The 22,403-nt window shown below is 49.9% G+C and carries 15 protein-coding genes; 4 read left to right on the top strand and 11 right to left on the bottom strand.

All coding sequences use genetic code 11. The features are described from left to right. Positions 1–14 precede the first annotated feature (14 nt). From MKX70_RS21940 to MKX70_RS21970, 7 genes are all read right to left on the bottom strand, one after another. Positions 15–2,180, bottom strand: coding sequence for a GH92 family glycosyl hydrolase (locus tag MKX70_RS21940; protein WP_340841684.1), 2,166 nt, complete (start codon positions 2,178–2,180; stop codon positions 15–17). Between the two features lie 39 nt (positions 2,181–2,219). Next, positions 2,220–3,323: a glycoside hydrolase family 88 protein gene (locus MKX70_RS21945; protein WP_340840720.1), complete on the bottom strand. Its 1,104-nt coding sequence runs from the start codon at positions 3,321–3,323 to the stop codon at positions 2,220–2,222. A gap of 84 nt (positions 3,324–3,407) precedes the next feature. Next, a complete protein-coding gene (locus MKX70_RS21950; RefSeq protein WP_340840721.1) occupies positions 3,408–4,979 on the bottom strand; it encodes an ABC transporter substrate-binding protein in 1,572 nt (523 codons plus the stop codon). A gap of 77 nt (positions 4,980–5,056) precedes the next feature. After that, positions 5,057–5,968 carry a carbohydrate ABC transporter permease gene (locus MKX70_RS21955; protein ID WP_340840722.1) on the bottom strand — a complete coding sequence of 304 codons (912 nt, stop codon included), beginning with the start codon at positions 5,966–5,968 and terminating at the stop codon, positions 5,057–5,059. Between the two features lie 16 nt (positions 5,969–5,984). Beyond that, on the bottom strand, positions 5,985–6,920 hold the full coding sequence (locus MKX70_RS21960) for an ABC transporter permease (RefSeq protein WP_340786032.1): 936 nt from the start codon (positions 6,918–6,920) through the stop codon (positions 5,985–5,987). A gap of 106 nt (positions 6,921–7,026) precedes the next feature. Then, a complete protein-coding gene (locus MKX70_RS21965; RefSeq protein ID WP_340790198.1) occupies positions 7,027–8,859 on the bottom strand; it encodes a sensor histidine kinase in 1,833 nt (610 codons plus the stop codon). After that, positions 8,747–10,399: a response regulator transcription factor gene (locus MKX70_RS21970; RefSeq protein ID WP_340840723.1), complete on the bottom strand. Its 1,653-nt coding sequence runs from the start codon at positions 10,397–10,399 to the stop codon at positions 8,747–8,749. Before MKX70_RS21970 ends, MKX70_RS21965 begins: the two co-directional genes overlap by 113 nt. A 281-nt stretch (positions 10,400–10,680) precedes the next feature. Between MKX70_RS21970 and MKX70_RS21975 the strand changes: the two genes are divergently transcribed. After that, the gene (locus MKX70_RS21975) at positions 10,681–14,406 is read left to right on the top strand and encodes a glycoside hydrolase family 9 protein (RefSeq protein WP_340840724.1); all 3,726 of its coding nucleotides are present in this window, start codon (positions 10,681–10,683) and stop codon (positions 14,404–14,406) included. Between the two features lie 229 nt (positions 14,407–14,635). Here the strand turns inward: MKX70_RS21975 and MKX70_RS21980 are convergent, their stop codons facing one another. Continuing rightward, positions 14,636–15,184, bottom strand: a complete 549-nt coding sequence (locus MKX70_RS21980; RefSeq protein WP_340840725.1) for a TetR/AcrR family transcriptional regulator — start codon at positions 15,182–15,184, stop codon at positions 14,636–14,638. A gap of 147 nt (positions 15,185–15,331) precedes the next feature. Between MKX70_RS21980 and MKX70_RS21985 the strand changes: the two genes are divergently transcribed. Then, entirely contained in the window at positions 15,332–16,243 is a 912-nt protein-coding gene (locus tag MKX70_RS21985) for a ketopantoate reductase family protein (protein ID WP_340840726.1), read from the top strand. A 70-nt stretch (positions 16,244–16,313) separates the two neighbouring features. Here MKX70_RS21985 and MKX70_RS21990 read toward each other — a convergent pair whose 3' ends face one another. Next, positions 16,314–16,445 carry a hypothetical protein gene (locus MKX70_RS21990; RefSeq protein WP_269322067.1) on the bottom strand — a complete coding sequence of 44 codons (132 nt, stop codon included), beginning with the start codon at positions 16,443–16,445 and terminating at the stop codon, positions 16,314–16,316. A gap of 686 nt (positions 16,446–17,131) precedes the next feature. On the opposite strand from MKX70_RS21990, the gene MKX70_RS21995 reads away from it, so the two are divergent. Together MKX70_RS21995 and MKX70_RS22000 are read left to right on the top strand one after the other, a co-directional pair. Next, positions 17,132–19,354 (top strand): B12-binding domain-containing radical SAM protein, encoded by a 2,223-nt coding sequence (locus MKX70_RS21995; RefSeq protein WP_042236513.1) that lies wholly within the window; start codon positions 17,132–17,134, stop codon positions 19,352–19,354. A gap of 31 nt (positions 19,355–19,385) precedes the next feature. Continuing rightward, the gene (locus tag MKX70_RS22000) at positions 19,386–20,672 is read left to right on the top strand and encodes an MFS transporter (RefSeq protein WP_042236511.1); all 1,287 of its coding nucleotides are present in this window, start codon (positions 19,386–19,388) and stop codon (positions 20,670–20,672) included. A 45-nt stretch (positions 20,673–20,717) separates the two neighbouring features. On the opposite strand, the gene map is transcribed toward MKX70_RS22000, so the two are convergent. Next, positions 20,718–21,464, bottom strand: a complete 747-nt coding sequence (gene map, locus MKX70_RS22005) for a type I methionyl aminopeptidase (protein ID WP_042236510.1) — start codon at positions 21,462–21,464, stop codon at positions 20,718–20,720. A 27-nt stretch (positions 21,465–21,491) separates the two neighbouring features. Continuing rightward, a complete protein-coding gene (locus tag MKX70_RS22010; protein ID WP_042236508.1) occupies positions 21,492–22,247 on the bottom strand; it encodes a TetR/AcrR family transcriptional regulator in 756 nt (251 codons plus the stop codon). Positions 22,248–22,403 lie beyond the last annotated feature (156 nt).

The following is a 22,403-nucleotide window of genomic DNA, read 5'->3' on the forward strand; positions in this document are numbered from 1 at the left end:
CCTTGAGCCAGCGCCTACCATGATGTTTGTTTGCCTTGCTCCCGTTCCTTGAGCGGGGAAGGTGGAATCATGCTTCCCCACTCTCCGGCTTCAGAACCAAGCTCCAGCAGAAGCGTGCCTCCTCCGGCGATTTCTTCATGGCGGACCCAGGCACGGTTCAATTCCATACCGTTGATTGAAGCAGACCTTATATACCGGTTGCCGGACCCGCTGCATTCACCCTGAGTCTCGATCGTCAAAGGAACGGGAGTCTCCTTCGCTCCCAACAGCAGGGTTACCTTATTGAACAACGGTGGAACGAGGAAATAGATGTCCTGACCCATCAAAGGGTACAACCCCATAACTGAACAGATGAAAAAGGCACTCTGACAGCCCATATCTTCGTTATCACCCAATCCGTCACGTTCAGCCCTGAAGTATGTCTCCAGACATTCCCGGACCCGGTCAGCCGCCCGGTCGGGTCTTCCCGCATAAATATATAAATAAGGAATATGCAGCATCGTTTCTTTGGAGTTATAGAATCCGCCGTCAAAAAAACGGTCTAAATGCCTGATAAAAGCTTCTCTCCCCCCATGCCGTTCGACCAGTCCATGAAAGTCATGATGCGTGCTGAACGACCATTGCAGGCTGGTTCCTTCGTAGAAGTAAGGATCATTCCATGAATCCGGCAGGCAGGATGTGGGGTCAAAGGACCTTGCCCATTCCCCGTCCGGAAGCCGGGGCGCGAAGCATTTGAGATCCTCCCTCCATAAATTCCATAGCTTCTCCGAGCTTTGATAATATTCTTCTGCCGTCTCCTCCTGACCAAGAACCTCGGCCAACCGGCCGATACACCAGTCCTGATAGGTATACTCCATATGACGGGATACACAGTTCTTCTTCACATCCGTCGACAAGTACCCCAGGGAATGATAATCCTTCAGGTGACGGCCATAGAGCCAGGTGTCCGGGGACGTAACCTCATTATTCTTGCGCATTTGCTTCAGGGCTTTGGCATAGTCGATTCCCTCAAGCTTCTTAAGCGCCGCTTCACAGAACAGCACATCTGCGGAGCTTCCTCCTTGAATCATCGCGCTATGTCCCATAATCCAGGCGTCCGGCAGCCAGCCGGTATGATCCGCGATATCCAGCAGACAATTGAGGATATCCGCTTCAAGCTGCGGGTCGAGCAGTGTAATCAACGAGTTGGCATTTCGGACGCTGTCCCACAGTGCATACAGATCAGTGAAGTGCCGGACCCCGGATTCCCAGGCGAAGTTCTCATCGTCTACACCCAAGTCACTCGGCATACAGAACAGCCGGGTCATCAGGGTATAGAAGAGCCGCGTATGCTCCCCGCTACCCCCTTCCACCGTGACTCTGCTGAGTTTATCCTCCCAGATGCTACTTGCCGCTTGCCGGATTTCATCGAATCCGGCGGACGCTTCCCGGTCCACACTGGCTCTGGCCTTGCCGACACTTACATAAGAAATACCCGTCTTCGCCACCAGAACTCCGCAGTCACCGAAGCTAAGGGAAGCCTTACAATTCGGGCCATCTACAGACGGGCTACGCCGTACTCCGCCGGCGTCTGCCAGCAGGCTGCTCTTCATCGGCTGATCGAAGCGGATATAGAAGTAGACGGAATAAGGGAACTCATGCCCCCAGCCCCCGCGCAGGTCGGAACGGCCTGCGATTTCGTACTCCGATATCACTTCAAGGTAACCGCCCGTGGAGACGCCGGTAGTCTTCCCCGGCTCATCTCCGCCTACCTGAATGACTGCTCCTGCATCAATCAGCAGGTTGGCAGCATCCCCGGCCTTGAAGCTGTAACGGTGGATGCCTGTGCGCGCTGTGCTGGTCAATTCAGCCTGTATGGCAGCGGGCATTAATTGCACGCTGTAATATCCTGCTTGGGCCTGCTCATTCTCCTTAAGGTAAGGATCGATATTGAACCGCTGCATACCGGTATAAGGGGTGAAGCCCACATTGCCGTAACGGCCTCCGCCCCCCGTTCCGCTGACATGCGTATGACTGAATCGGATAATCGGCCTCGAACTGTCGTAGCCGTGGGATAGCTGCGGCGGCAGCGTATCCGGGCCAAGCCTTACGATGCTGCCCGGCAGATAAGGCCCGCACAAGCAATTGTTTTCCCCATCCACACCTATAAACGGATCGACATACTCCACTCTTCTTCTCATCAACGTTGTACCTCCTTCATTGCCGGTAAAGCCTTTCCTCTACCAAAAGATTTCGTTCTCTCCCTTTAACTTCAGCAAGGCTTCCAGAAAGAAAAAGTCGCCGTAGATGATAGGCACCTCTACTTCGGCATTGGACGGGAAGCTGCCAGTGCCCTTGGTAATTAACGCTTCTTCCTCTGGGTCCTCCGGCGTGTAATGACGGAACAGCGATTCCGTTATTGCCGCGCCGAGCTTCCGGTAGCGCGCTGCTTCTTCACCTTCCAGCAGAAAGGCAATTTCCAGCATTCCGCTGGCTGCGCAGGCCGCAGCTGTTGAATCTTTGGCCCATAGCTGTTCGGCAGGCGCCCGGAAATCCCACGGAGGCACAAGATCCTCCGGCAATTGTGCGGCGAAATAATCCGCAGCCGCTTTGGCCGCATCCAGAAACCGGATGTCGCGCGTATAGCGGTACCCTATAGCGAATCCGTAAATCGCCCAGGCCGATCCGCGGGACCAGGCGGAATCCGGACTATACCCTTGTCCGCCAAGCGCTTCTATCCGCTCTCCCGTTCCGGGATCGAAGCGGACGATATGGTGCACCGAGCCATCCTGACGGATGAATTCGCGGAGCGCCATCTCAGAATGTGCAGCGGCTATATGCCGGTACCGCGGGTCCTTAAGCTCTTCGCTGGCCCAGTACAGTAAACCAAGATTCATCATGCAATCTATAATAGCCAGGCCTTCACTGCCTTCATACAGCCAGGCACGGATGAATTGCCCTTTAAGATTAAAGCGGCTGGCTAAATGGCTGGCAGCAATCAGCCCTCTTCTTCTGGACAGCATATTGCCGGTAAGCTTGTAATCGGCCACCGCTGACAAGCTCCAGAGGAATCCGTTGTCATGATGGAGCTGTTCGTATTCCTGAAGAGGCGCATCCAGCTGCTCCTCACAGTTCTCGGCGATCCTCCGGTATTCCTCATCGCCGGTAGCACGATAAGCCAGCCACAGGATTCCGGGCCAGAACCCGTTGGTCCAGCAATCGGGGTCACGCGCATCATATTTTCCGCCGTAAGAGGCATTGGGGAAGGTTGCTCCGATTCTGTAGCGCGTGTTGCTTAATTTGCCCAGGGAATAATCCCAGGCCTCATTGATCCAAGTCTCCATCGTGTATGTCTCCTTTTCTCTTGTACAGTTAAATGGCAGGACGTCCTGAAACAACAGACCTCCTGCCATGCTTCAATCCGTTAATTATTGAGCTGCTTTCCAGGCATCAATTTGGGTCTGCAATTCTGTTTGGACCTTCTCAATGCCGGCCTTCTTTAATTTGTCATTTCTTTCCTCAAGCATTTTGGCAGGGTCAGGAATTGCCCCCGTGCTTGCGGCCCGGTACTCGCCAATGACCGAGGTGAGCTGAGTAATCTCGTTTTTGACGGACGACTCATCGAATACGAACCCTAACAGCGGTGAACGTTTGGCCTCATTGTTGAATTCCTTCCAGCTTGAATACAAATCATCAGGCTGACCCGGCTTGAGATAATTGATGAGCTGATTACCGATCACCCAGAACAAGGCGCTGGTGCCATATCCGGAATCGGCAATCGGCTCGATGCGGTTCTCGCTAATCTTCTTATAGTGGGTGCCTTCAATTCCGTTAACGAACAGATTCACGGCGTAAGGATCAGTATGCAGCGCATTTAATACCATCATGGCCCGCTCAGGATCTTTGGAGGTGCGGGAGATGGAGAACATCGATCCGGCGGCAAGGTCCGTGGTTACAATAGGCTCTTCAATAACCTTAGAGACGAAATCATATTTATTGTCGGTGGCAATTTTCAGTTCAATATCAGCCCCCGGCTTCCAGACGGCCTGCTGCATCCAGATTTTACCCTGTTTTCTTAAATCACCGATGTCAGTCGTTGTTGTAGCTGCATCGCTATTGATGTAGCCCTTCTCATAGTAGCTGCGGTTCAGCTCATACTCCGCTTTGGCAATCGATGAGATTTCCGGATCAACAACCGACTTTATCTGGATGTTATCTGTATTCGTATAGTCATATAAGAACAAAGGAATCTTGTTAGGCGTCGGCCCGATAACGCGGAAGTTCGAGCGGGTCTCATACATCATGCCTTCACCCGACTCCTTAATGAAATCCAGAATCAATTCCGGCTCTTTCTCCTTCAGCAGATTGAACCAGGGTTCAAAGTCTGACATCGTCTTAATATCCTCAATAGGGATACTATATTTGTCGACTATATCTTTCCGGTAAGTGTAGGCCTTGCCCTGGGTAATCTCTTTGTTTGTGGGAATCCCATACAGCTTCCCTTTGTAGCGCGGAGCCTCCAGGTAGATCGGATTCAGGTTCTCTGAGATGCCCTGCCCGTATTTGGCCAGCAGATCATCCAGATCCAGGAAGGCGCCCTTAGAGACGTTGCCGAAGAAATTAAGCCATGAGGCTGTGAATACAAGATCCATCGGCTCACCGGCATTTAACATCAGCTCGGTCTTCTGCTTGTATTCGCTGGAGGCGATCGGCTGAAGATCAACAGTGGCATTGAATTTCTCTTTGAAATATTCACTGAGCTTGGCTTCGACCAGCGCATCATCCCGCTGCGGCGCACCGAAGTAGATAATTGACACCTCGTAAGGCTTCAGTGATTCCGGACTGTCAGCAGGCGCCGCTGTACTCGTGCTCTCTGTGCCTTTTGATGCTGCCGGTTCAGAAGTCCCCCCGTTATTACCGCCAGAGCATGCCTGCAAGGATAACGCAAGAACCAGAATAATCGCTGTGAATAGCGGTTTGCGCCCTTTTAACTTTTTCATATTAACCCTCCCTAAATGATTAAGCTTATATATAGAACGGCAGACAGAATAGGCTGCTTGCCGGTTCCACCGCTGCTTTAGCCCTTAACAGCCCCTACTGTGAGGCCTTTGACAAAATATTTCTGAAAGAAAGGGTACGCGATCAGGATCGGCCCCATTCCTATGACGGCCATGGCCATCTGCAAGGATTCATTCGGCAGATTCTTCATCATCGTTGGATTCTGGGCGGCCAGCTCTACGTTATTGCGCAGATACTGCACGTCATTGAGGACACGCATCATCAAATACTGGAGCGGATATTTGTCCTCACTGCTGATATACAGCAGCGCATTGAACCAGTCGTTCCAATAGCCGATAGTGCTGAACAAAGCCATGGTCGCCAGGACAGGCAACGAGAGCGGCAGAACGATCCGCAGGAAGATTCTAAGCTCACCCGCACCGTCAATTCTAGCCGATTCAATCACTGCAGGATGAATGGTCGTCTGGAAAAAGGTCCGCATAATGATTACGTTGAATGGCACAATCAGCATGGGCAGGATCAGCGCCATATAGGAATCCTTGATATGCAGCACCTGTGTGTAAATTAGATATCTGCTGACCATCCCGCCATTAAACAACATCGTGAAGAACAAAAAGAACGTAAATGCATTACGGAACGGATAATCCGCACGTGAAATGGGATAGGCATACAGTGCCATGAGTAGCACACTGAGCGCTGTGCCAAGAATGGTTATGGTGAAGCTCACCCGGTAGCCCGACACAATCGTCTGAAAATCCTTAAAGATGGATTCGTAGGCAATCAACGACCATTTATCCGGAACAAAGCTGTATCCCTGAGTCAGAATGGACTGTCCGTCTGTGAAGGATACAATAATGACTAGCAGAACAGGCAAAAAGCAGATTAATGAGAGGATTACAAAAGCAATGTTTAAAATTAAACTGGAAGCTACAGAAATTCCGCCGATGCGGCTGCCGGAGTCGTTGGCCATGATTGTTCTCCTTTATTTAGAATAATGCCTGTTCCCGGTCAATTTGTCTGACCGCGCTATTGGTTGCGATCACCATGATAAACCCAACCACCGATTGAACAAGCGCCGTGGCCGAGGACATCCCGATATCATTTAATTGCATCAAGGCCCGGTATACATACGTATCCACGGTATCCGTAACCGGATACAATGCCCCTGAGTTCATGGGCACCTGGAAGAACAGCCCGAAGTCTGAACTGAAGATACTTCCCATCGACAGAATTGTCATAATAATGATGACCGGCCGGATAAAAGGAATCGTTATGTTCGTAATCTGCTTCCACTTGGAAGCCCCGTCGATAAGTGCAGCCTCATAATATTCGGGGTCAATTCCGGCGATCGCCGCAATGTAGATTACAGCACCGAAGCCGGCATGCTTCCAGGCGTTCACGAACACCAGGATATAAGGCCAGTATTCCTTCTCCGAGTACCAGAACACCGCATCCTGCCCAAAGGCTTTGAGGACGGTGGCATTAATGAAGCCATGATCCGGCTGCAGGAAAGCGTATACGAGATAACTCACTACGACCATCGACAGGAAGTGCGGCAGGATAATGAAGCTTTGGTAAGCTTTTGCCAGAAACCGCCTCCGGATCTCATTGATGGCCACCGCAATCGATACTGACAGCACCAAGTTCAGCATCATAAAGGTTAAGCTGTACAGGAGCGTGTTTCTTACAATTCTCCACATATCCCCCGAGGAGAACAGGAATTTGAAATTATCGAACCCTACCCATGGACTCCCCCAAATTCCGTCAATGTAATTCACATTCTTGAACGCAATGAATATACCGAACATCGGCAGATAGCTGTGCGCCAGAAGGACAAGAACTGCCGGCAGCATCATTAGTGTCAGCGCCTTGTACTTCCACATGGCATGGATAAATCTTGAGAATTTAGTAGGCCTAGTCATGTCCATTACTCCTTTCATGGACTTATTATAGAACCATCTCTACACGGCTACGATGATGCATTCCTGTAAAAATGTGATCTTTTAAACGCCCATAGCCGTTAGTACCTCATTCGGGCCTGCGCAAAGGCAGGGTAATGATTGCCCGTGTCCACCCCTCTCCGCTTCGTTCATAGGTTAAGCCATACGCCTCGCCGTAATGGAGCTGGACCCGCTGATGCACATTTCTGATTCCGTAGCCCTTCGGACTATGCTCTTCCTGCATAATGGCGGAGAGTTCATCCGGATCTACAGGCAGATGCCCGTTGTCCTCTACGATGAAGCGGAGGGTATCTTCACTTTGAACGGCAGATACCCGTATCTCGCCTTCCCCATCCATTCCGCGCACGCCATGAATAATGGCATTTTCTATCAGTGGCTGAATAATGACTTTGGGAGTTTCATAGCCTCTCAATGTTTCATCAATCTGCCAGCAAACCTCGAAGGTGTCAGGGTAGCGTTTCTCTTGCAGCCGTGTATAGGCCTGGGCATGCTCCAGCTCTTCCCCGGCTGTAATCATTTTCCGACCTTTACTGAGGCCGATACGCAGCAGCATGGACAAGTCACGGACCATTTCACCAACCTCGGTATTTCCGCTATCCAGCGCGTACCAGTAAATCGAGTCCAAGGTATTGTACAGATAATGGGGGGTGATCTGGGATTGGAGCATCAGCAGCTCATACTCTTTCTGTTTCAGCTGCATCACGTAATTTTCTTCAATCGAATAATCCAGCCTTTTGGTCATTTTCACAAATGATCCATATAGAATGCCGAATTCATCATGCCTGAGCGGCTCCTCCGTCCATGACAGCGTTTTGCCGGGTTCATAAATTTTCATTACCGAGACAAGCTTCACTACGGGTTTGACGACAAGCCGTACTAAATAGAGAACGAACGTGAGGACAAACGCTAAAAAAACGACGGAGATAATGACGAGCATATTTTGCAGCCAGATTTGCTTACCGGTAATGGACGCTAAGGGGATTTTGTACAATAATCTGGTGTGGAATTTCGGGCTGTCCGAATAGGCATAGAGCCACTCTTCCCCTCCTTCTTCAGCGAAGGTGAAGCCGTAAGGCGCCGCAGGTCCGATATTCCTGTCAATCTCAGATAGTGAAATGCTGCCTGAACCGGCTGTCATTAGCAGCTCATCCTTGTCATTGAATAAGAAGATACCCGCAGTAGACGGTACCTCAACTGCAACCATGTCCCGGGTTAAAAGCACCTCTACCTTGTTGACCACCAGCAGGCCGATTGCCTCATTATAGTCCCGGGGATTGAGAATACTGCGCATGAACGAGATTGTTTGCTCACCGGTCTCTGTATGCGTAATGCGCAGTGCCCCGCCACCGCTGTCATCCATGTTGCTTACCATAGCGTCAGGCAATCCGCCTTTGTCTTTATCCAAATATTTAAATCCCTTCGTCTTATGGGAAAGATCAAAAGGCGTATCTCTAGACTCAATATTTCTCATATAAATTGCATATTCTGTGCCCCCGGTAGACCAGCTCTCCAGAATATTATCGGCCTGCTGGATTTCATTCAGCGTGTCTATTCCGGTCCAGAAGCTGTACCCCGCCGGATTACTGAAAAAATGATTATCCAGCAGTGTGATCGTCCTGTCATTGATCGCGGATATGGTTTTGTCGATCGTCACATGATTTTGTTTAACCAGCTGTAGTGTAGTACTGCCTACTTCTTCCTTGATGGTGTCTACAGCCACGTAAGCTGAAATCCAGCCCACGACTATAAAAGGCAAAACAATCAATACGAGGAATGCCAGGGTGACTTTATGCTTCAGCTTCAGTTTCGGTTTCAGTCCGGTTCCCTCCTCTGGCTTGCTTACGGAATTCTGCCGGTGTGAGCCCCAGCATTCTCTTGAACATCCGGCTGAAGTGCTCAGGCGACTCATACCCTACCGCAAAAGCGATTTCATACCGTTTCTTGTCCGTGGTAATCATCAGCCGGCGGGCCTCTTCCATTCTTAGTGCCGTCACATAATCCCAAAGGTTGGTTTTCATATCACGTTTGAAAATATAACCCAGATGGGCTGCACTGAAATGAACCTCCTCGGAAATATCCTGGATTTTCAGCGCCGGGTTACGGTAATTTTTCTGGATGTAGCTGGTAATCCGCGAGATCACGTTCTGATCTCTGGCCTTAGAGAGCTGCTGCAAAAAAGCAACCGAATCTTCAATATACCGGTGCAGCCGTTCCAGCTTCTGCTGTCCGCTAAGTCCCTGGAACACCCTATCCGGGTTGAAATCATAGAGGGAAGCCCCGTTCCCCTGTCCGTATTCGACCAGCAGTCCGTAAATCCGGTAAATCAGCATCCCGCAATAGCTGTTCGTGACTTCCTGCGACAGTTCAGACACCGGCAGCTGGCCAAGGATGCTTTGCGGATTCAAGTCCCCGGAGGATTCTACCGCTGATTTCATCTGCTCCATGAATTCACTGACCTTATTCATCCAGACCACCATACTCAGGTTATCCTGCACGGCTATATCGTGATAATAGAAGACTCTTTGTCCGGGATGGACTTTGGTCCACTCCGCCGCAGTGTCTGCTTCTTCCATCAGCTTGGGGAGCATCAACACATCCCCGCCTAAAGTGCTAAGGCCTATCGTTGCCTCCACATTCAGATACTGCTTCATATTCATAGCGATCATCTGCCCGATCATATGGATCTGCGAGTGTACTCTAACCCGGGGATCGCCCATTTCTTCGGCAGATAACTGGATGATGCTGATGATCGAATGGCCGAAGCCGTTGAAGGTCAAACCGTTCCACTCCATTAAGGTTTCATTCATAATATTAATCGCCGCATATTTCAATAATTTGCGGTCATGGAGCGTGACCTTCTGATGGCTGAAGCCGGCCTGGCTATAGTCAATGCGGCTGGAGATCACGCCGAAGAATTGTCCTTGTAAAAGCTCTCCCAGCTCACTGGTCACATCTTCGATATCCTCCCGGGTCAGATTCCGCTGCGTAACCAGCTCCATCAGCCACTCATTACGCCTTGAATGGTCCTGTATCGGCCTGCTTTCCGCCTCAAGGCTCTTCCCTGGAAGCTCTTTCTGGGTTAAGGCTTTGCGGACTACCCGCAGCAGCTCTGTTCGCTCTACGGGCTTGACCAGATAATCCTTTGCCCCCAGCCGTAGCGATTTTTTGGCGAAATCAAACTTCTCATGGGCGGAGATGACAATCACCGGGACATTCCACTGCTCCATATAGATATTCTCCATTAATTCAATACCGCTCATCCGGCCCATCTGTATATCGGTAAGCACCAGATCAAAGCGGTCCATGCGCAAATAATCAATCGCTTCAAATCCATTGATAGCTGTTTCTACATAAGTAATGTTCATATCCGAAGCGAGCAGGAAATTTTTGATTCCCGCACTCACTCTCGGCTCATCGTCTACCACGAGAATTTTATACATGATGCTCCCCCTTTTGTATCACAGTACACTCGCTGCAAATTACGGTAGATGATCTATTTCATCTTTTGTGTGATCTATATCAGGATTGTTGACCGTCAGGCTTTGAAGGAACTCTGTTTCATAGGTTCGAAGCCGTTACAGCCCTAGTATAGATCATATATTTCCCGTAATTCATCATCGACTAGTGATAGTAACTCTTTTATGCTCTTTTTGCAAGCGTTTACATAAATGAGGAAAGGAGATTAGGGTTCACATTATCCGACTATGAGGAGGTTAAACAGATGTTCAGATCAAGCCTATTCCCCGGTAGACTCAAAAAGTTATTGCCGGTATGCCTCAGCCTGTTGTTGATCATAAGTACTGTTGCTCTTTCTCCCCGGCATGCCGCAGCAGCGGTTAACCCCTTACCGGGACCCGCCCACCCTCTTCTGTATGATGATTTTGCCGGCGGGGGGCTGTTCAAGCAAAATTGGACGAACTGGTACAATCAGAACGGGGGAAGTGGCACTTTCACCAAGACGGTCCAAGGCACCCGCACAATTGGAAAGTTCACACAAACCCCAAGCTCCTCCACCTCCTGGGCCAAGTTTCAGCCGATGAACGAGACCTTTGACCTCTCAGGCTACCGGTATATGAATCTGTCTTTGCAAAATGCAGGTTATGCCCAGTCACTCATTCGTGTTGTCATAAGCGACGGCATCACCAATTACAATCTTACCGGCGGTTATGTATCTGCAACGGATACCTGGACCAGCCTGCAGTTTGATCTGGATGCCCTGTCGCCCAAGATTCAGAAGGAGAAAGTCAAACTGGAGGTGTGGCTAAGACAAGCCGGCGGGACTTACGGGGAAATGCTGATCGATGATATCGTGTTTACCACGGCCTCCGGCGGTACCGCGCCTCAGTTAAGCCCGGCTGTGATGAGTGCGGATACAGATGGCAGCTATAACCAGAACACTAATTTTACCTTCGATGCCACTTATACCGACCCGGATAACGAGGCCCCTTATGCTGTTCAGGTGATCATTGATGACACGGCCTATACTATGCGCGAAATCGATCAAGCTGATGTAACCTACACGGACGGAAAAGATTACAGGTTCATGACCAAGCTTCCGGCGGGAGCCCATTCCTACTATTTCCGTACCACGGATACGACTTCGAATGAAGTCACGACCGGAATTCACAATTTGAGCGTAACCAATTCCTCTTCTGTAATTGATATTGTAGTGAGCCAAGCCGGCTACAGTGCAGACGATATCAAGAACGCCAAACTCATCTCCACCACAACCGTCACAGACGCCACTTATGAAATCTTGGATGGATCAAATGTCGTGTCTTCAGGCACCATGACTTACGAGGGCTTTTACTGGAATAAGCATGTCTACTCTATCGGCTTCTCCTCCGTCACAGATTCCGGGAACAACTACAGGGTGCGAAGTAATCAGCAGTACTCCTATCCTTTTGAAATCACACCTAACCTGTGGGATCAATACAAGGATGAAATGACTGCCTTCTACCGTCTTCTGCGTGCCTCAGTAGCCACAAGTGATGCTTATCCTGAGGGTTACAGCAGTGTAGCTCCTTCCGCCAAGCTCTACCATGCCGCGGGTCACCTGGATGATGCCCAGTCTGCGGACGGCCTGACCCATTATGATCTGACAGGCAGCTGGTACGATGCCGGTGATTACGGCAAATATGGCGGTAACCAATGGGTCGGCGCGGAGATCGCACTTGCTTATACGCGTTATGCGGACAAAGACAGCGTGAAGTACGATAACGACAGCAATGGCATCCCGGACCTGGTAGATGAAGCTGTCTTCGGCAGCGAATATCTCATCAAGTTCGCGGATCAGCTAGGCGGGGAAATGTATAATCTCAGGAACAATGCTTCTTTCGTTCATCCGGAGAAATCTACCGATAACCTATCCGGCACAGCGGATGACCGGAAGCTGACCGATTTAAGTGTCGGCGGCTCAGCCAAATCAGCGGGTACACTTGCTGCTACAGCTCGCGCGATCCGCACGGCTATTAACGAAGGCGATATCGCGTCAGCTCAGATTGCAGAACTCACGGATTTTGCCGACCAATGCGAGAGCGCAGCTGTAATCTTTTATGAATATGTGGTTGCCCATCCTGACGGTCCCATAGGTTCATACTCCACAAGAGGAGGCATCCCCAATTCCAAGCTGCTCGCTGATGTGGAGCTGTTCTTGCTGACGGGCGAGAATCAGTATAGGAATGCAGCTTCGGCGACAATCAACGCCTTAACCCTGGGTGACATCTCCTCCACGAACTATTGGGACATGAGCCCAATGTCCATGGCCGAGTTCTATCCGGCTGCCGATGCTGCGACACAATCTCATATTCACAGTCTGTTAAAAGGACAAGCGGATTTCTTCCTCTCCACATCAGATGATACACCGTATGGTGTACTGAACCAGTTCAAAAACTTCGGTGTAAACGAACCTCATGCTTCTTATTTAGGGGACCTGCTGCGGTACTATGAATTATTCGGTGACCCGTCAGCACTGGAGGCGGTGGTGAAGGGTATGTATTGGCTGTTCGGAGAAAATCCGTGGAATATCAGCTGGGTCTCCGGCATCGGCACCCATCATGTGATGTTCCCGCATACCCGTTACAATGAGGATTCCAATACTGCGGGTGATACCGGAATTATCTTTCCCGGCGCCATGGTCAGCGGACCGAATATGAAGGATCCTAAGAATCGAAACAGTATAAGCCCCTGGTACGAGGACCGGTCGCTCTATCTGGATGATACGAATCAGTGGCGGTATAACGAGTTCAGCATCAGTATTCAGGCAGGACTCCTATATACGGTAATGGGGCTGAGTGCAGCTCCGGGAACAGGTGCGGACAACACGGCGAAGCCGCCCGCCCTGCCGGTACTCTCTCCGGTGATTGGAGAATGGGTCCGCGGAAATGTAACTGTTTTCGCTGAGGCTGGGGATGGTCTGAGCCAGGTAGAGTATGCGGCAGCCGGATTGCCTTATCAGCCGATGACGGTTTCCGGTAATGTATATTCGACTGTAAACGATGCGGTGTACGCTGCGGTTATCGATGAGAGCCAATCCTTGCCCTACGTAAGCCGGAGAGTAGATGTTCGTGCGAAGGACTCTTCCGGCGGATACACCTACAGCTCGACTCATTACACTGTTGCTCCGGCGTTGCCGGACCCCTCCACTCCGCTGTTATATGATGATTTTGGAGGCGGCGGCTTCTGGGGTGGCTCTGCGGCCAACACGACCTGGGTCAACTGGTATAATCAGAATGGCGGCACGGGAACGTTTACCAAGCTTACAGCAGACGGACGTTCAGCCGGCAAATTCGCCCAAACTCCGGCAAGTGTGGCTTCAGCAGCTAAGTTCCAGCCGTGGAATGATGTGGTCGATCTGAGCGGCTACCGGTATTTGAATCTTACGCTTAAGAATCCGGCCTCTCCTGACCTCAGAACCCGGATTGAAATCAATGACGGCAAAAGAACGTACAATCTGACCGGAGGCTGGGCACTGGTTCCATCGGAATGGAGCGATCTGCAATTCGATCTGAATGCACTTAGTCCGGCTATTGATAAAAAGGCACTGAAGATGTCCATTTGGTTGAAACAAAATACAGTCACTGCCGGAGAAATGCTGATCGATGAAATTAAGGCGACCAATCAGGTCAGCGGGAGTGCGCCAACGTTAACTTCAGGAGGCGTAAATCATACAGACGGCACTCCGCAGACCGAGTATACTTTCACAGTCACTTATACAGATGCGGATAATCAGGCCCCATTTGCCATGGAGCTGGTCTTGGACGGCGTTGTCCGGACCATGCAGCCTGCTAATCCGGGTGACACTAGCTATGTTGACGGCAGAGTCTATCAATACACGACCAAGCTGCCTCCCGGCCAGCATTCCTACTACTTCCACACTACTGATACTTTTACCGATGCTATAAGTACAGAGGTTCAGAGTGGCCCTGAGGTTAGTTGGGGTAGCTAATAATCCCTTTTTTTGGCGTAGAATCATCGTGTGTACTTGAGTGGACGCTGCGCGAACGGACCTCTGTTTAAGCGGGAATTGTATCAACAATCTTAAAAAACAAATTAAGAAACCTCTCTTTTAGTCAAATGGAGTTTCCACACAACCATTTCAAAGGAGAGGTTTCTTTTTACATTCAATAGTGCCTGGAGCCACTCTGCTTGCTGTCCAAGTGGCCTGAGCAGAGCCATTAATTCGAATAGGCCGTTACCCCCGCTGTATATAGGTTGTCCACTAACCTGTGGAATTCTTCAGGCGGTAAATCCTTTTCCCGCTGAAGCCATAGTCGAAGCAGAGAAAGTGAGGTTGAGATCTGAAACTCAATCAGGTATGGCTTTAAGGAATCGTTGTGCGGAACGTTTAATTCCAATCTATCCAGGATCATTTCTCTTTTCAAGCGTTCAATAAAACGGATACTGCCATAATCACCAAGGAGGGCCTTGAGGACCGAGAGATATTCCTGGTTTTCCAGACAATGAAGCGCATCCTGAACAGTATAGGCAGCCAGCTTTTTATTCGCCAACTCTTCTTTGATGTAATTCAACAAATCATTCTCAACAGAGTCCAACAATTCGTAAATATCAGTGAAGTATTGATAAAAGGTGCTGCGGTTATATCCCGACTTCTTCGCAATCTCTTGCACCGAGATTTTTTCAATCGGCTTTTGGCTATATAGCTCACAAAAAACATCCATGAAATTTTGTCTCGTTTTTTCCGTGATTTCGGGCTGTTTTTTCATTCCATACTCCTTTGCAGACAAGATTATCATCCGACACATCCTGAAAAACTGATGGTTGATGAGGGAAGACTAAAGATTTATGATCACATCATACAACACGTTGTTGGATAGTCAATACCGGAATGTTAAAAAAATAGGGGGATTATTATGCCAGTAAAACAAAATAGAATTTTGATTTTTGGTGCAGGTGTTATAGGGAGCGCGTATGCAATCAAATTCTTGGAAGCAGGGGTGGATGTTACTCTGTTTGCGCGTTCTAGCCGGTTTATAGCCTTGAAAGAGAAAGGCCTGCAATATAATGAGAAAGGTGCTGTTAAAGCGGTACAGGTAAAAGTCATCGATATGCTTGAGAATGATGATGTATATGATTTTATTTTGGTAACCGTTCGTTACGATCAAGCCGAATCCGCGTTGCTGGCACTCAAAGACAATCAAAGCAAAAATATTGTTACCATGACTAATAATTCGATTGGATTTGCTTCGTGGCTGGATATTGTGGGAGACAGACTTTTACCGGCTTTTCCCGGGGCTGGCGGACAGATTAAAGAGGGGATTTTGTATGCCCGGTTCCCGCCAAAGATTCTGATAGCTACTATGTTTGGCGAAATAAACGGTGCAGTGACAGAACGTGTAGAAAACCTCGCACAATTATTTAAAGCAGCAAAGCTTCCCTACGCAATCAATAAGGATATGAGAGCTTATCTAATTACACATTCCGTATCGGACATTGCACTGCTTAGTGTTTTACACTCTGACCATAAGATCATTGACGAACAAACAATCAGAACCAGACAAACGGCACACCAAATAACAGTCACCTTAAAAACGTATTTAAGGGCCATCCAAAAAGCTGGTGTTGCTATTCATCCATCTGTATTTAAATTTGTGCTTTTATGCCCAAACCTGATATTAGATTTTTTCTTTATGCTATGGCTGCGGAGTAAGATGGTGAAGGATATGCTGCTTCCGGATTACGCGGATAGTGCAAACAGGGAAATTGTGCAGCTGAGGAACGATTTATTGAAGCTCTTAAGCCAAAATGTTAGCTCTTCAGCTTAATATAGGGACGAAGCAGATAACTTGCTATCTTTAAAGGATTAAGGTTTGGGCTTGTTAGCAATTTTATTCCCTAGCAGCTGTCGAGATTACGGATAATTAGATCCAGGGTCTCATCCGAGAGATGCTCCATCGTCCTGCGCAGAACAATCGAGTTCTCATAACTCGCTCTGATCGGCTTGGTAAGCTCCTCATAATTACCCAAACCGCATAAATCCCAGGCGGCATAAATTCCTATCATCCAGGAGGCATGATGCCCGAAGCCCATGAACGGCATCATTGCCCCGAAGCAATTACCGACATAAAATGTATTGCCGATCCTGCCGGAGCGACATACCCCTAGGGGATAACCGGTGAATTGGAATTGGTCCGTGATGGGCAGCGCTAATTCTTATGTCTTCCACGAATAGCACTTCGGCATTCACAAACCGGTCTCCATTCATACTGCGGCTCTCAAAAATTACGGGTTCTATTCCATGCTTTTCAAGATGATTGCAACTTTCATCAAGCGCTCACTCCTTCCAGACATTCTCTTGCATACATTCTTCCCGTAACAGCAGAGTGAGTATTCATTTAGGTTTGAGCGATTTTACACAGAAATACCCAATTTAATAGTTTATCTGTAATTAATTTCATCGTCAATCTGCTAACTCATAGGTCTGATGGTATTTTATAGCATATAATCTCTTTAATTAGCTAAAGGAGGTGAATTTACATGAAAAAGGAAGAAAAAGAGCTGCTTGCAGCTATTTTGGAAGTCACCGAAGCATCTGATAACGATGTTACACGGCAGAACAACGTCAATAACATTCACTAGTAGCTCTCCGCAGCCCATCCTCCTCATTAAATCTTCCAATGAGGAGGTATTCTCTTCATGATGGAGGTTTTGGAATGGTAAAAACTGCGCTAATATACCCTCCGGTCAGCGATCCTACTTCAGGTTATCACAGCCTATGTTGCTTGGCGGGCTATGCGCGGCAATTCGGCTTTGAAGATATTGATATTATTGATAGTAATATAGACTCCTGGCTGTATACCGTAACGCCTGAGCAAATCGGAAGAACAATGCAATATATAAATGACCGGACTGCGCAGCTTCAAGCACTGGAACAACCTACGCCCATTGAACAGATGGAGCTTTATTACGCGCTCAAAGTACAAGGCATGAATTTTGCCGGGGCGCTGCCAGCCGCGCTGCATACTTTCCGTGATGAAACAGAATTTTTTGACTACAGGCTGTATACCAGCGCCGTTGAGACCGTAATGCTCTGGATGGATGCCTTATCTCTAAAGGGCTTCCCGGGGCAATTCAGAGGGTTCAGCTTAGCCACTAGCGGTTTTTTCAATGTATTTAACTCCATGGATATGCGCGATACCCGAATTACCGGAGTGATCTCTGCACCTTTCACCGATTATTTCAGGAACGAATTGATTCCCGGCATCATCACTGGCGGTTATTCTCTCGTCGGGATCAGCATCACCTATGTCGCCCAGCTTCCTTTCGCGCTCAGCATGGCGCAGCACATCCGGGAGAGCTGCCCGGAAATCCGGATTATATTTGGCGGGACTGCCGTCTCAGATTACTGGAAATATATTTTGATCAAAAGCGATTTCTATGCTGTATTTGACTCTGCAGATGCCTGCATTATCGGCGAAGGTGAAAGTGCACTGGTCTCTATCCTCCAGGCATTGAAGCACCATAAGCCGCTGCCTGCGTCACCGAACATTGCACTACATCCCCGGTACCAGGCGGTGCATGGTGCCTCCGTTCTGGAAATCAAATACGAAGATATCTGCTCCTTTCCGGTGCCGGAGTACAGCAAGCTGCCCTGGGAGAAATACTTATCCCCCTTTCCGTTCATTTACTATTCTCCTTCGCGGGGATGTTATTGGAACCGGTGCACCTTTTGTGATTACGGTTTAAATACCGATTCGCCTACCAGTCCCTGGCGGCAATACCCGCTGGATAAGATTATGGAAGATTTGAGGACGCTCGCCGTCACCTACAAATATATCTATTTCTCAGTGGACGTGTTATCTCCGGCCCTGCTGCTTAAGCTGGCGGCAGCGATTATGGAAGAAGGCCTTGACATCCGCTGGGGAGCGGAGATCCGGTTAGAGGAATACTGGACACCTGAACGCTGCGCTTTGCTTCAGCAAAGCGGATGTACCGCCATCTCGGTCGGATTTGAATCCGGCAACCAGCGGATATTGAATCTGATTAATAAAGGAACCAAGGTGGACCGGCTTCAGGAAACGATCCAAATGTTCAGCGAAGCCCGCATCGGCGTACAAATTATGGGATTCACCGGATTTCCTACGGAAACGGTTGACGATGCCCTGAGTTCAGTTGATTTTTTGCAGCATAACAGCAGGCACTGGACTTTTGGCGGGCTTGGCCAGTTCGTCTTAACCAAAGGTGCCATTATAGCCAAAGAACCGGAGCGCTTCGGCATTCAGGATCTCCGGCCTTTTGAGGGCGAAGATATCGCCTGGAGGCTATATTACAGTGAGCAAACGCACTTGCTTGCAAACACTTCCCGTTGGGGACCGAAGGAGCTGACAGAGGCCAAAGCATCCCTCAGAAGCAACCTGTTTGACCGTCCCTGGGTGGGGGGAGTGGATACTGCGCATTCGATGTTCTATCACGACCGGTTTGGGAACAAGGTCCTCCAGGTCATCAGAGGGACAACCCAGACGGCAGCTAACGAGAACTCAATTTTGGAATTAAACGGACACCTTCTAGAGGGACATTATTACCTTCCGGTCCACAAGCTTTTTAACAGAAAGAACCTGGATAAGATCCTGGACATCTCCGAATGCGATGGAAAGGCAGTCACCGCGCAAAACATTACTGAACTTCTAAGTCAATGGACACCGGATTGCTCCAATTACCCGCAGCCCAAAGAGCAGCAGCTGTTCGTCCGGCGGGATGGCACTCTTTTTCCGTTTCCTGTACCCATGATCGAGTTTTTGCGGAATTTCGTGCCTGGCTTAAGTTTGACAGAGCTGCTGCAGCAATCGGCGCAGCATGAGTTCCATACTGAGCTATGGCAACACTGTATCTCGAACCGGCTTCTGCGGCTGAAACGGTTACCGGCAGCAGAAGCTTGAAGATCGCTATATGAAGGAGGTGTGCTATTCCTTGAACCCCGCAATCAGCAAACCTAATTACAGACTCCTGTTAAAACATAATGCCGATTTCCGCTATCTATGGCTGGCCCGTGCCAGCTCCGTCTTCGGGGATTCCTTATACAATCTGGCTATCAGCTGGCTCGTGTACTCGATGACCGGCTCCTCGCTCCAGGTGGGGCTGGTCATTGTCGCCAAGTTCCTGCCAGAAATGATATTCGGTTTATTCATTGGCGCCTGGGTAGACCGCTTGAACAAAAAGATTCTGATGCAGATCGCTGATGCCGCTCAGGCCCTGCTCACCGGAATCCTTGCAGTACTCATGCTCACCGGGCAGCTTCAGCTGCTGCATATCTATCTGATCACAGTCGGCTTATCGATTATGGGCAACCTGTTTGCTACCTCGCAGAGCTCCTTTCTGCCTGAGCTCATCGCGGATAAAACCTATCTCATCTCAGCCAATTCACTGTTGTCCGTTTCCCTGCAAATCACCCGTATTCTCGGAACGGTTGCGGGTGGAATATTGGTGGCCTCCATTGGGAATTCAGGGGCTGTGATTGTGGATGCGGTAACCTTTATCGTCTCACTTGCTCTGATTCAGCAAATTAAGCAACGCGGCAAGGCCGGGAAGAATTCCCGCGCCTCCACCGGCTTATCGATCTTCGCGGAAATCCGCGAGGGCTGGCAATGGCTGCGGGGACAAACGGCCATGCTCGTGCTTATCCTTCTCGGTACGCTCAGCAATATTGCCTTAGGGCCAAGCAATGTGCTCCCCCCCATGCTGGTCGGTGAGCTGCTAGAAGGCGGTTCCAGTGAGCTCGGTATTTTCAATGCAGCTATAGCTGCGGGGTTACTTCTGGGCGGTCTGTTCGTCGGCAGCAGGTCTCCCCGGAGAATTGGTCTCTGGTTTTCCTGCGGCCTGGGAGTTCAAGGCCTTGGTATGTGTGTGATCGCCTTATCTTCCGCTCTCTGGCCGGCTTGCTTCGGCAACTTGATCCTGGGCTTTGGCGTAACAGTCACGGTGATCCCGATGAGCACCTTGTTCCAGCTGCTGGTTCCGTCTCCGCTTCGGGGGCGTGTCAATAGCATCAGCTCCATGGCCTTTAACATCTCCATCCCGTTAACCTATGGCGGAGTAGGTATTCTGGCCGACAGAATCGGCGTGGAGGTATGCTTCGGTCTTGCCGCTGCCTTGTTTGCCGTTTGTCTGATCATCGGGCTCACCAATCATCATCTGCGCAGCCTTGACATCCAGGCTCCACAGTTGTCCCCATCACCTCAGACCGGTCAATCGCTATAAGTAATATTAATTACTGGCTGGACTCAGCAGTTATTTTCCCCACACTTATTGGGCAGTTAGAATCAACGGACCGTCCGCCGTGATTGCGATCGTATGCTCATATTGCGCCGACAGCTTGCCGTCTGCTGTTCTTGCCGTCCACTCATCATCGTCAATCGTGATGCGGTACGTACCTTCGTTGATCATGGGTTCAATGGTAAATACCATGCCTTCCTTTAACCGGATGCCTTTGCCGGCTATGCCGATATGCTCGTAGCTCGGCTCTTCATGCAGGCTCCGCCCGATCCCGTGAGCCAGCAGATCACGCACAACGGAATAGCCGCTGGCTTCTGCGTGTTGTTGAATCGCCGATGTGATGTCGCCGAGCCGGCCTCCGGGAACCGCCTGGGCGATCCCCAGGTCCAGACATTCCTTCGTCACCTTCATTAAATGCTGCGCCTCCGGCCGGACGTTGCCCACCGCATAGCTCACACACGAATCGCCGAACCATCCGTCGTATTCCGCGACGATGTCGAGCTTCAGCAAGTCACCATCCATAACCGCCCGATTCGAAGGAATGCCGTGTGCCACCACATCGTTAATCGAAATACAGGTTTCAGCGGGGAACCCGTTATAACCTTTCGTAAACTGCTTGCCGCCCAGCCTGGTGATGTGCCTGGCTACAAAGTCATTGATTTCTTGGGTGGTAATCCCAGGTTCGATCAGTTTGGCCACCTCGCGGTAGCAATCTGCCACGATTTGACCCGCCTGTTTCATCTCATCGATTTCTCGGGGTGATTTTAGAATAATCATTTTTGATTTATTCGCTCCTTATCCATGCTAGAATTTCAGAAGCCGGATGATATCCCCGGCCTCCTCGTGCAGCTTCCCACGGCGAAGCGAAAGTGAAGCGCAGCCAGTCATGGCGGCCAGTAGCATTTCCGCTCGCTGCAGCTTACCCGGTGATTCCGCTGCGTTTCCGCCGGAAGCAGCAGCCCCCTCCACCGCGCTCCCGGTTTCCAGCAGTGCAGCAAATGGCATGAGCACCTCCTGGCAGAAAGCGTTCAAGAGCAGGGATGAACGCCCTTCAGGCAGCGAAGTAAAGCCCTCCCCCGCCAGCTTATAAAGCAGGAATACGGAGTGGTCCTCCGCCCAAAGCTGTAGCAGCCGGACGCTGGCGGTGGCGGGTTCAAACTCTACGGCTGCGGCCGTTTCACCGCTGCCGCTTAAGGAATCCGGGGCTCCCGTGCTCATGGTGTCTGTCACAGCAGCCAACCCCATATGTCTACCCGCCGTTGCCTCCATTGAAGTTGAATCGCGTAGAACCTCCAATGGGATTTTCCCCGGAGCCTCCCGCTGGGCACCCATCCATCCCCCGGCCCGGTCCAGCGCGTCCCATAGCAGATCGTTGAGCAAATCGCCTTTATTGCTGTAATAGTGATATACCGTACCATACCCGAGTCCCGCCTGAGCGGCCACATCGCGGATTTCCAGCAATGGCCCTTTATCCAAAAACACATCGGCTGCGGCTTTGCGGATCTGTGCCAGCCGACGCAGCCGGATATCCTCATTTTGTTCCTTCGTACGTGGAGTCATCTCGTCCATCCACCTCTTTTGTTTTTGACCTGCTGATATGTCAATATAAAACATCGGCACGGGAATAACAAGTATCTTTTTGAAGTTGGCTACATATGAAGTATGATTAGTGAAGGAGTCCGTTGCGATATACCTATGAACGGGAGGCATACTAAT

It is taken from the genome of Paenibacillus sp. FSL R7-0312 (assembly GCF_038004445.1).
Taxonomy (GTDB): domain Bacteria; phylum Bacillota; class Bacilli; order Paenibacillales; family Paenibacillaceae; genus Paenibacillus_AQ.

Bases quoted from the DNA above. Each gene is read 5' to 3' on its own strand.
- MKX70_RS21970 (WP_340840723.1), bottom strand. From the start codon at position 10,399: ATGTATAAAATTCTCGTGGTAGACGATGAGCCGAGAGTGAGTGCGGGA.
- MKX70_RS21980 (WP_340840725.1), bottom strand. From the start codon at position 15,184: ATGAAAAAACAGCCCGAAATCACGGAAAAAACGAGACAAAATTTCATG.
- map (WP_042236510.1), bottom strand. From the start codon at position 21,464: ATGATTATTCTAAAATCACCCCGAGAAATCGATGAGATGAAACAGGCG.
- MKX70_RS21985 (WP_340840726.1), top strand. From the start codon at position 15,332: ATGCCAGTAAAACAAAATAGAATTTTGATTTTTGGTGCAGGTGTTATA.
- MKX70_RS21995 (WP_042236513.1), top strand. From the start codon at position 17,132: ATGGTAAAAACTGCGCTAATATACCCTCCGGTCAGCGATCCTACTTCA.
- MKX70_RS21955 (WP_340840722.1), bottom strand. From the start codon at position 5,968: ATGGCCAACGACTCCGGCAGCCGCATCGGCGGAATTTCTGTAGCTTCC.
- MKX70_RS22010 (WP_042236508.1), bottom strand. From the start codon at position 22,247: ATGACTCCACGTACGAAGGAACAAAATGAGGATATCCGGCTGCGTCGG.
- MKX70_RS21960 (WP_340786032.1), bottom strand. From the start codon at position 6,920: ATGACTAGGCCTACTAAATTCTCAAGATTTATCCATGCCATGTGGAAG.
- MKX70_RS21945 (WP_340840720.1), bottom strand. From the start codon at position 3,323: ATGGAGACTTGGATCAATGAGGCCTGGGATTATTCCCTGGGCAAATTA.
- MKX70_RS21975 (WP_340840724.1), top strand. From the start codon at position 10,681: ATGTTCAGATCAAGCCTATTCCCCGGTAGACTCAAAAAGTTATTGCCG.
- MKX70_RS21950 (WP_340840721.1), bottom strand. From the start codon at position 4,979: ATGAAAAAGTTAAAAGGGCGCAAACCGCTATTCACAGCGATTATTCTG.
- MKX70_RS21940 (WP_340841684.1), bottom strand. From the start codon at position 2,180: ATGAGAAGAAGAGTGGAGTATGTCGATCCGTTTATAGGTGTGGATGGG.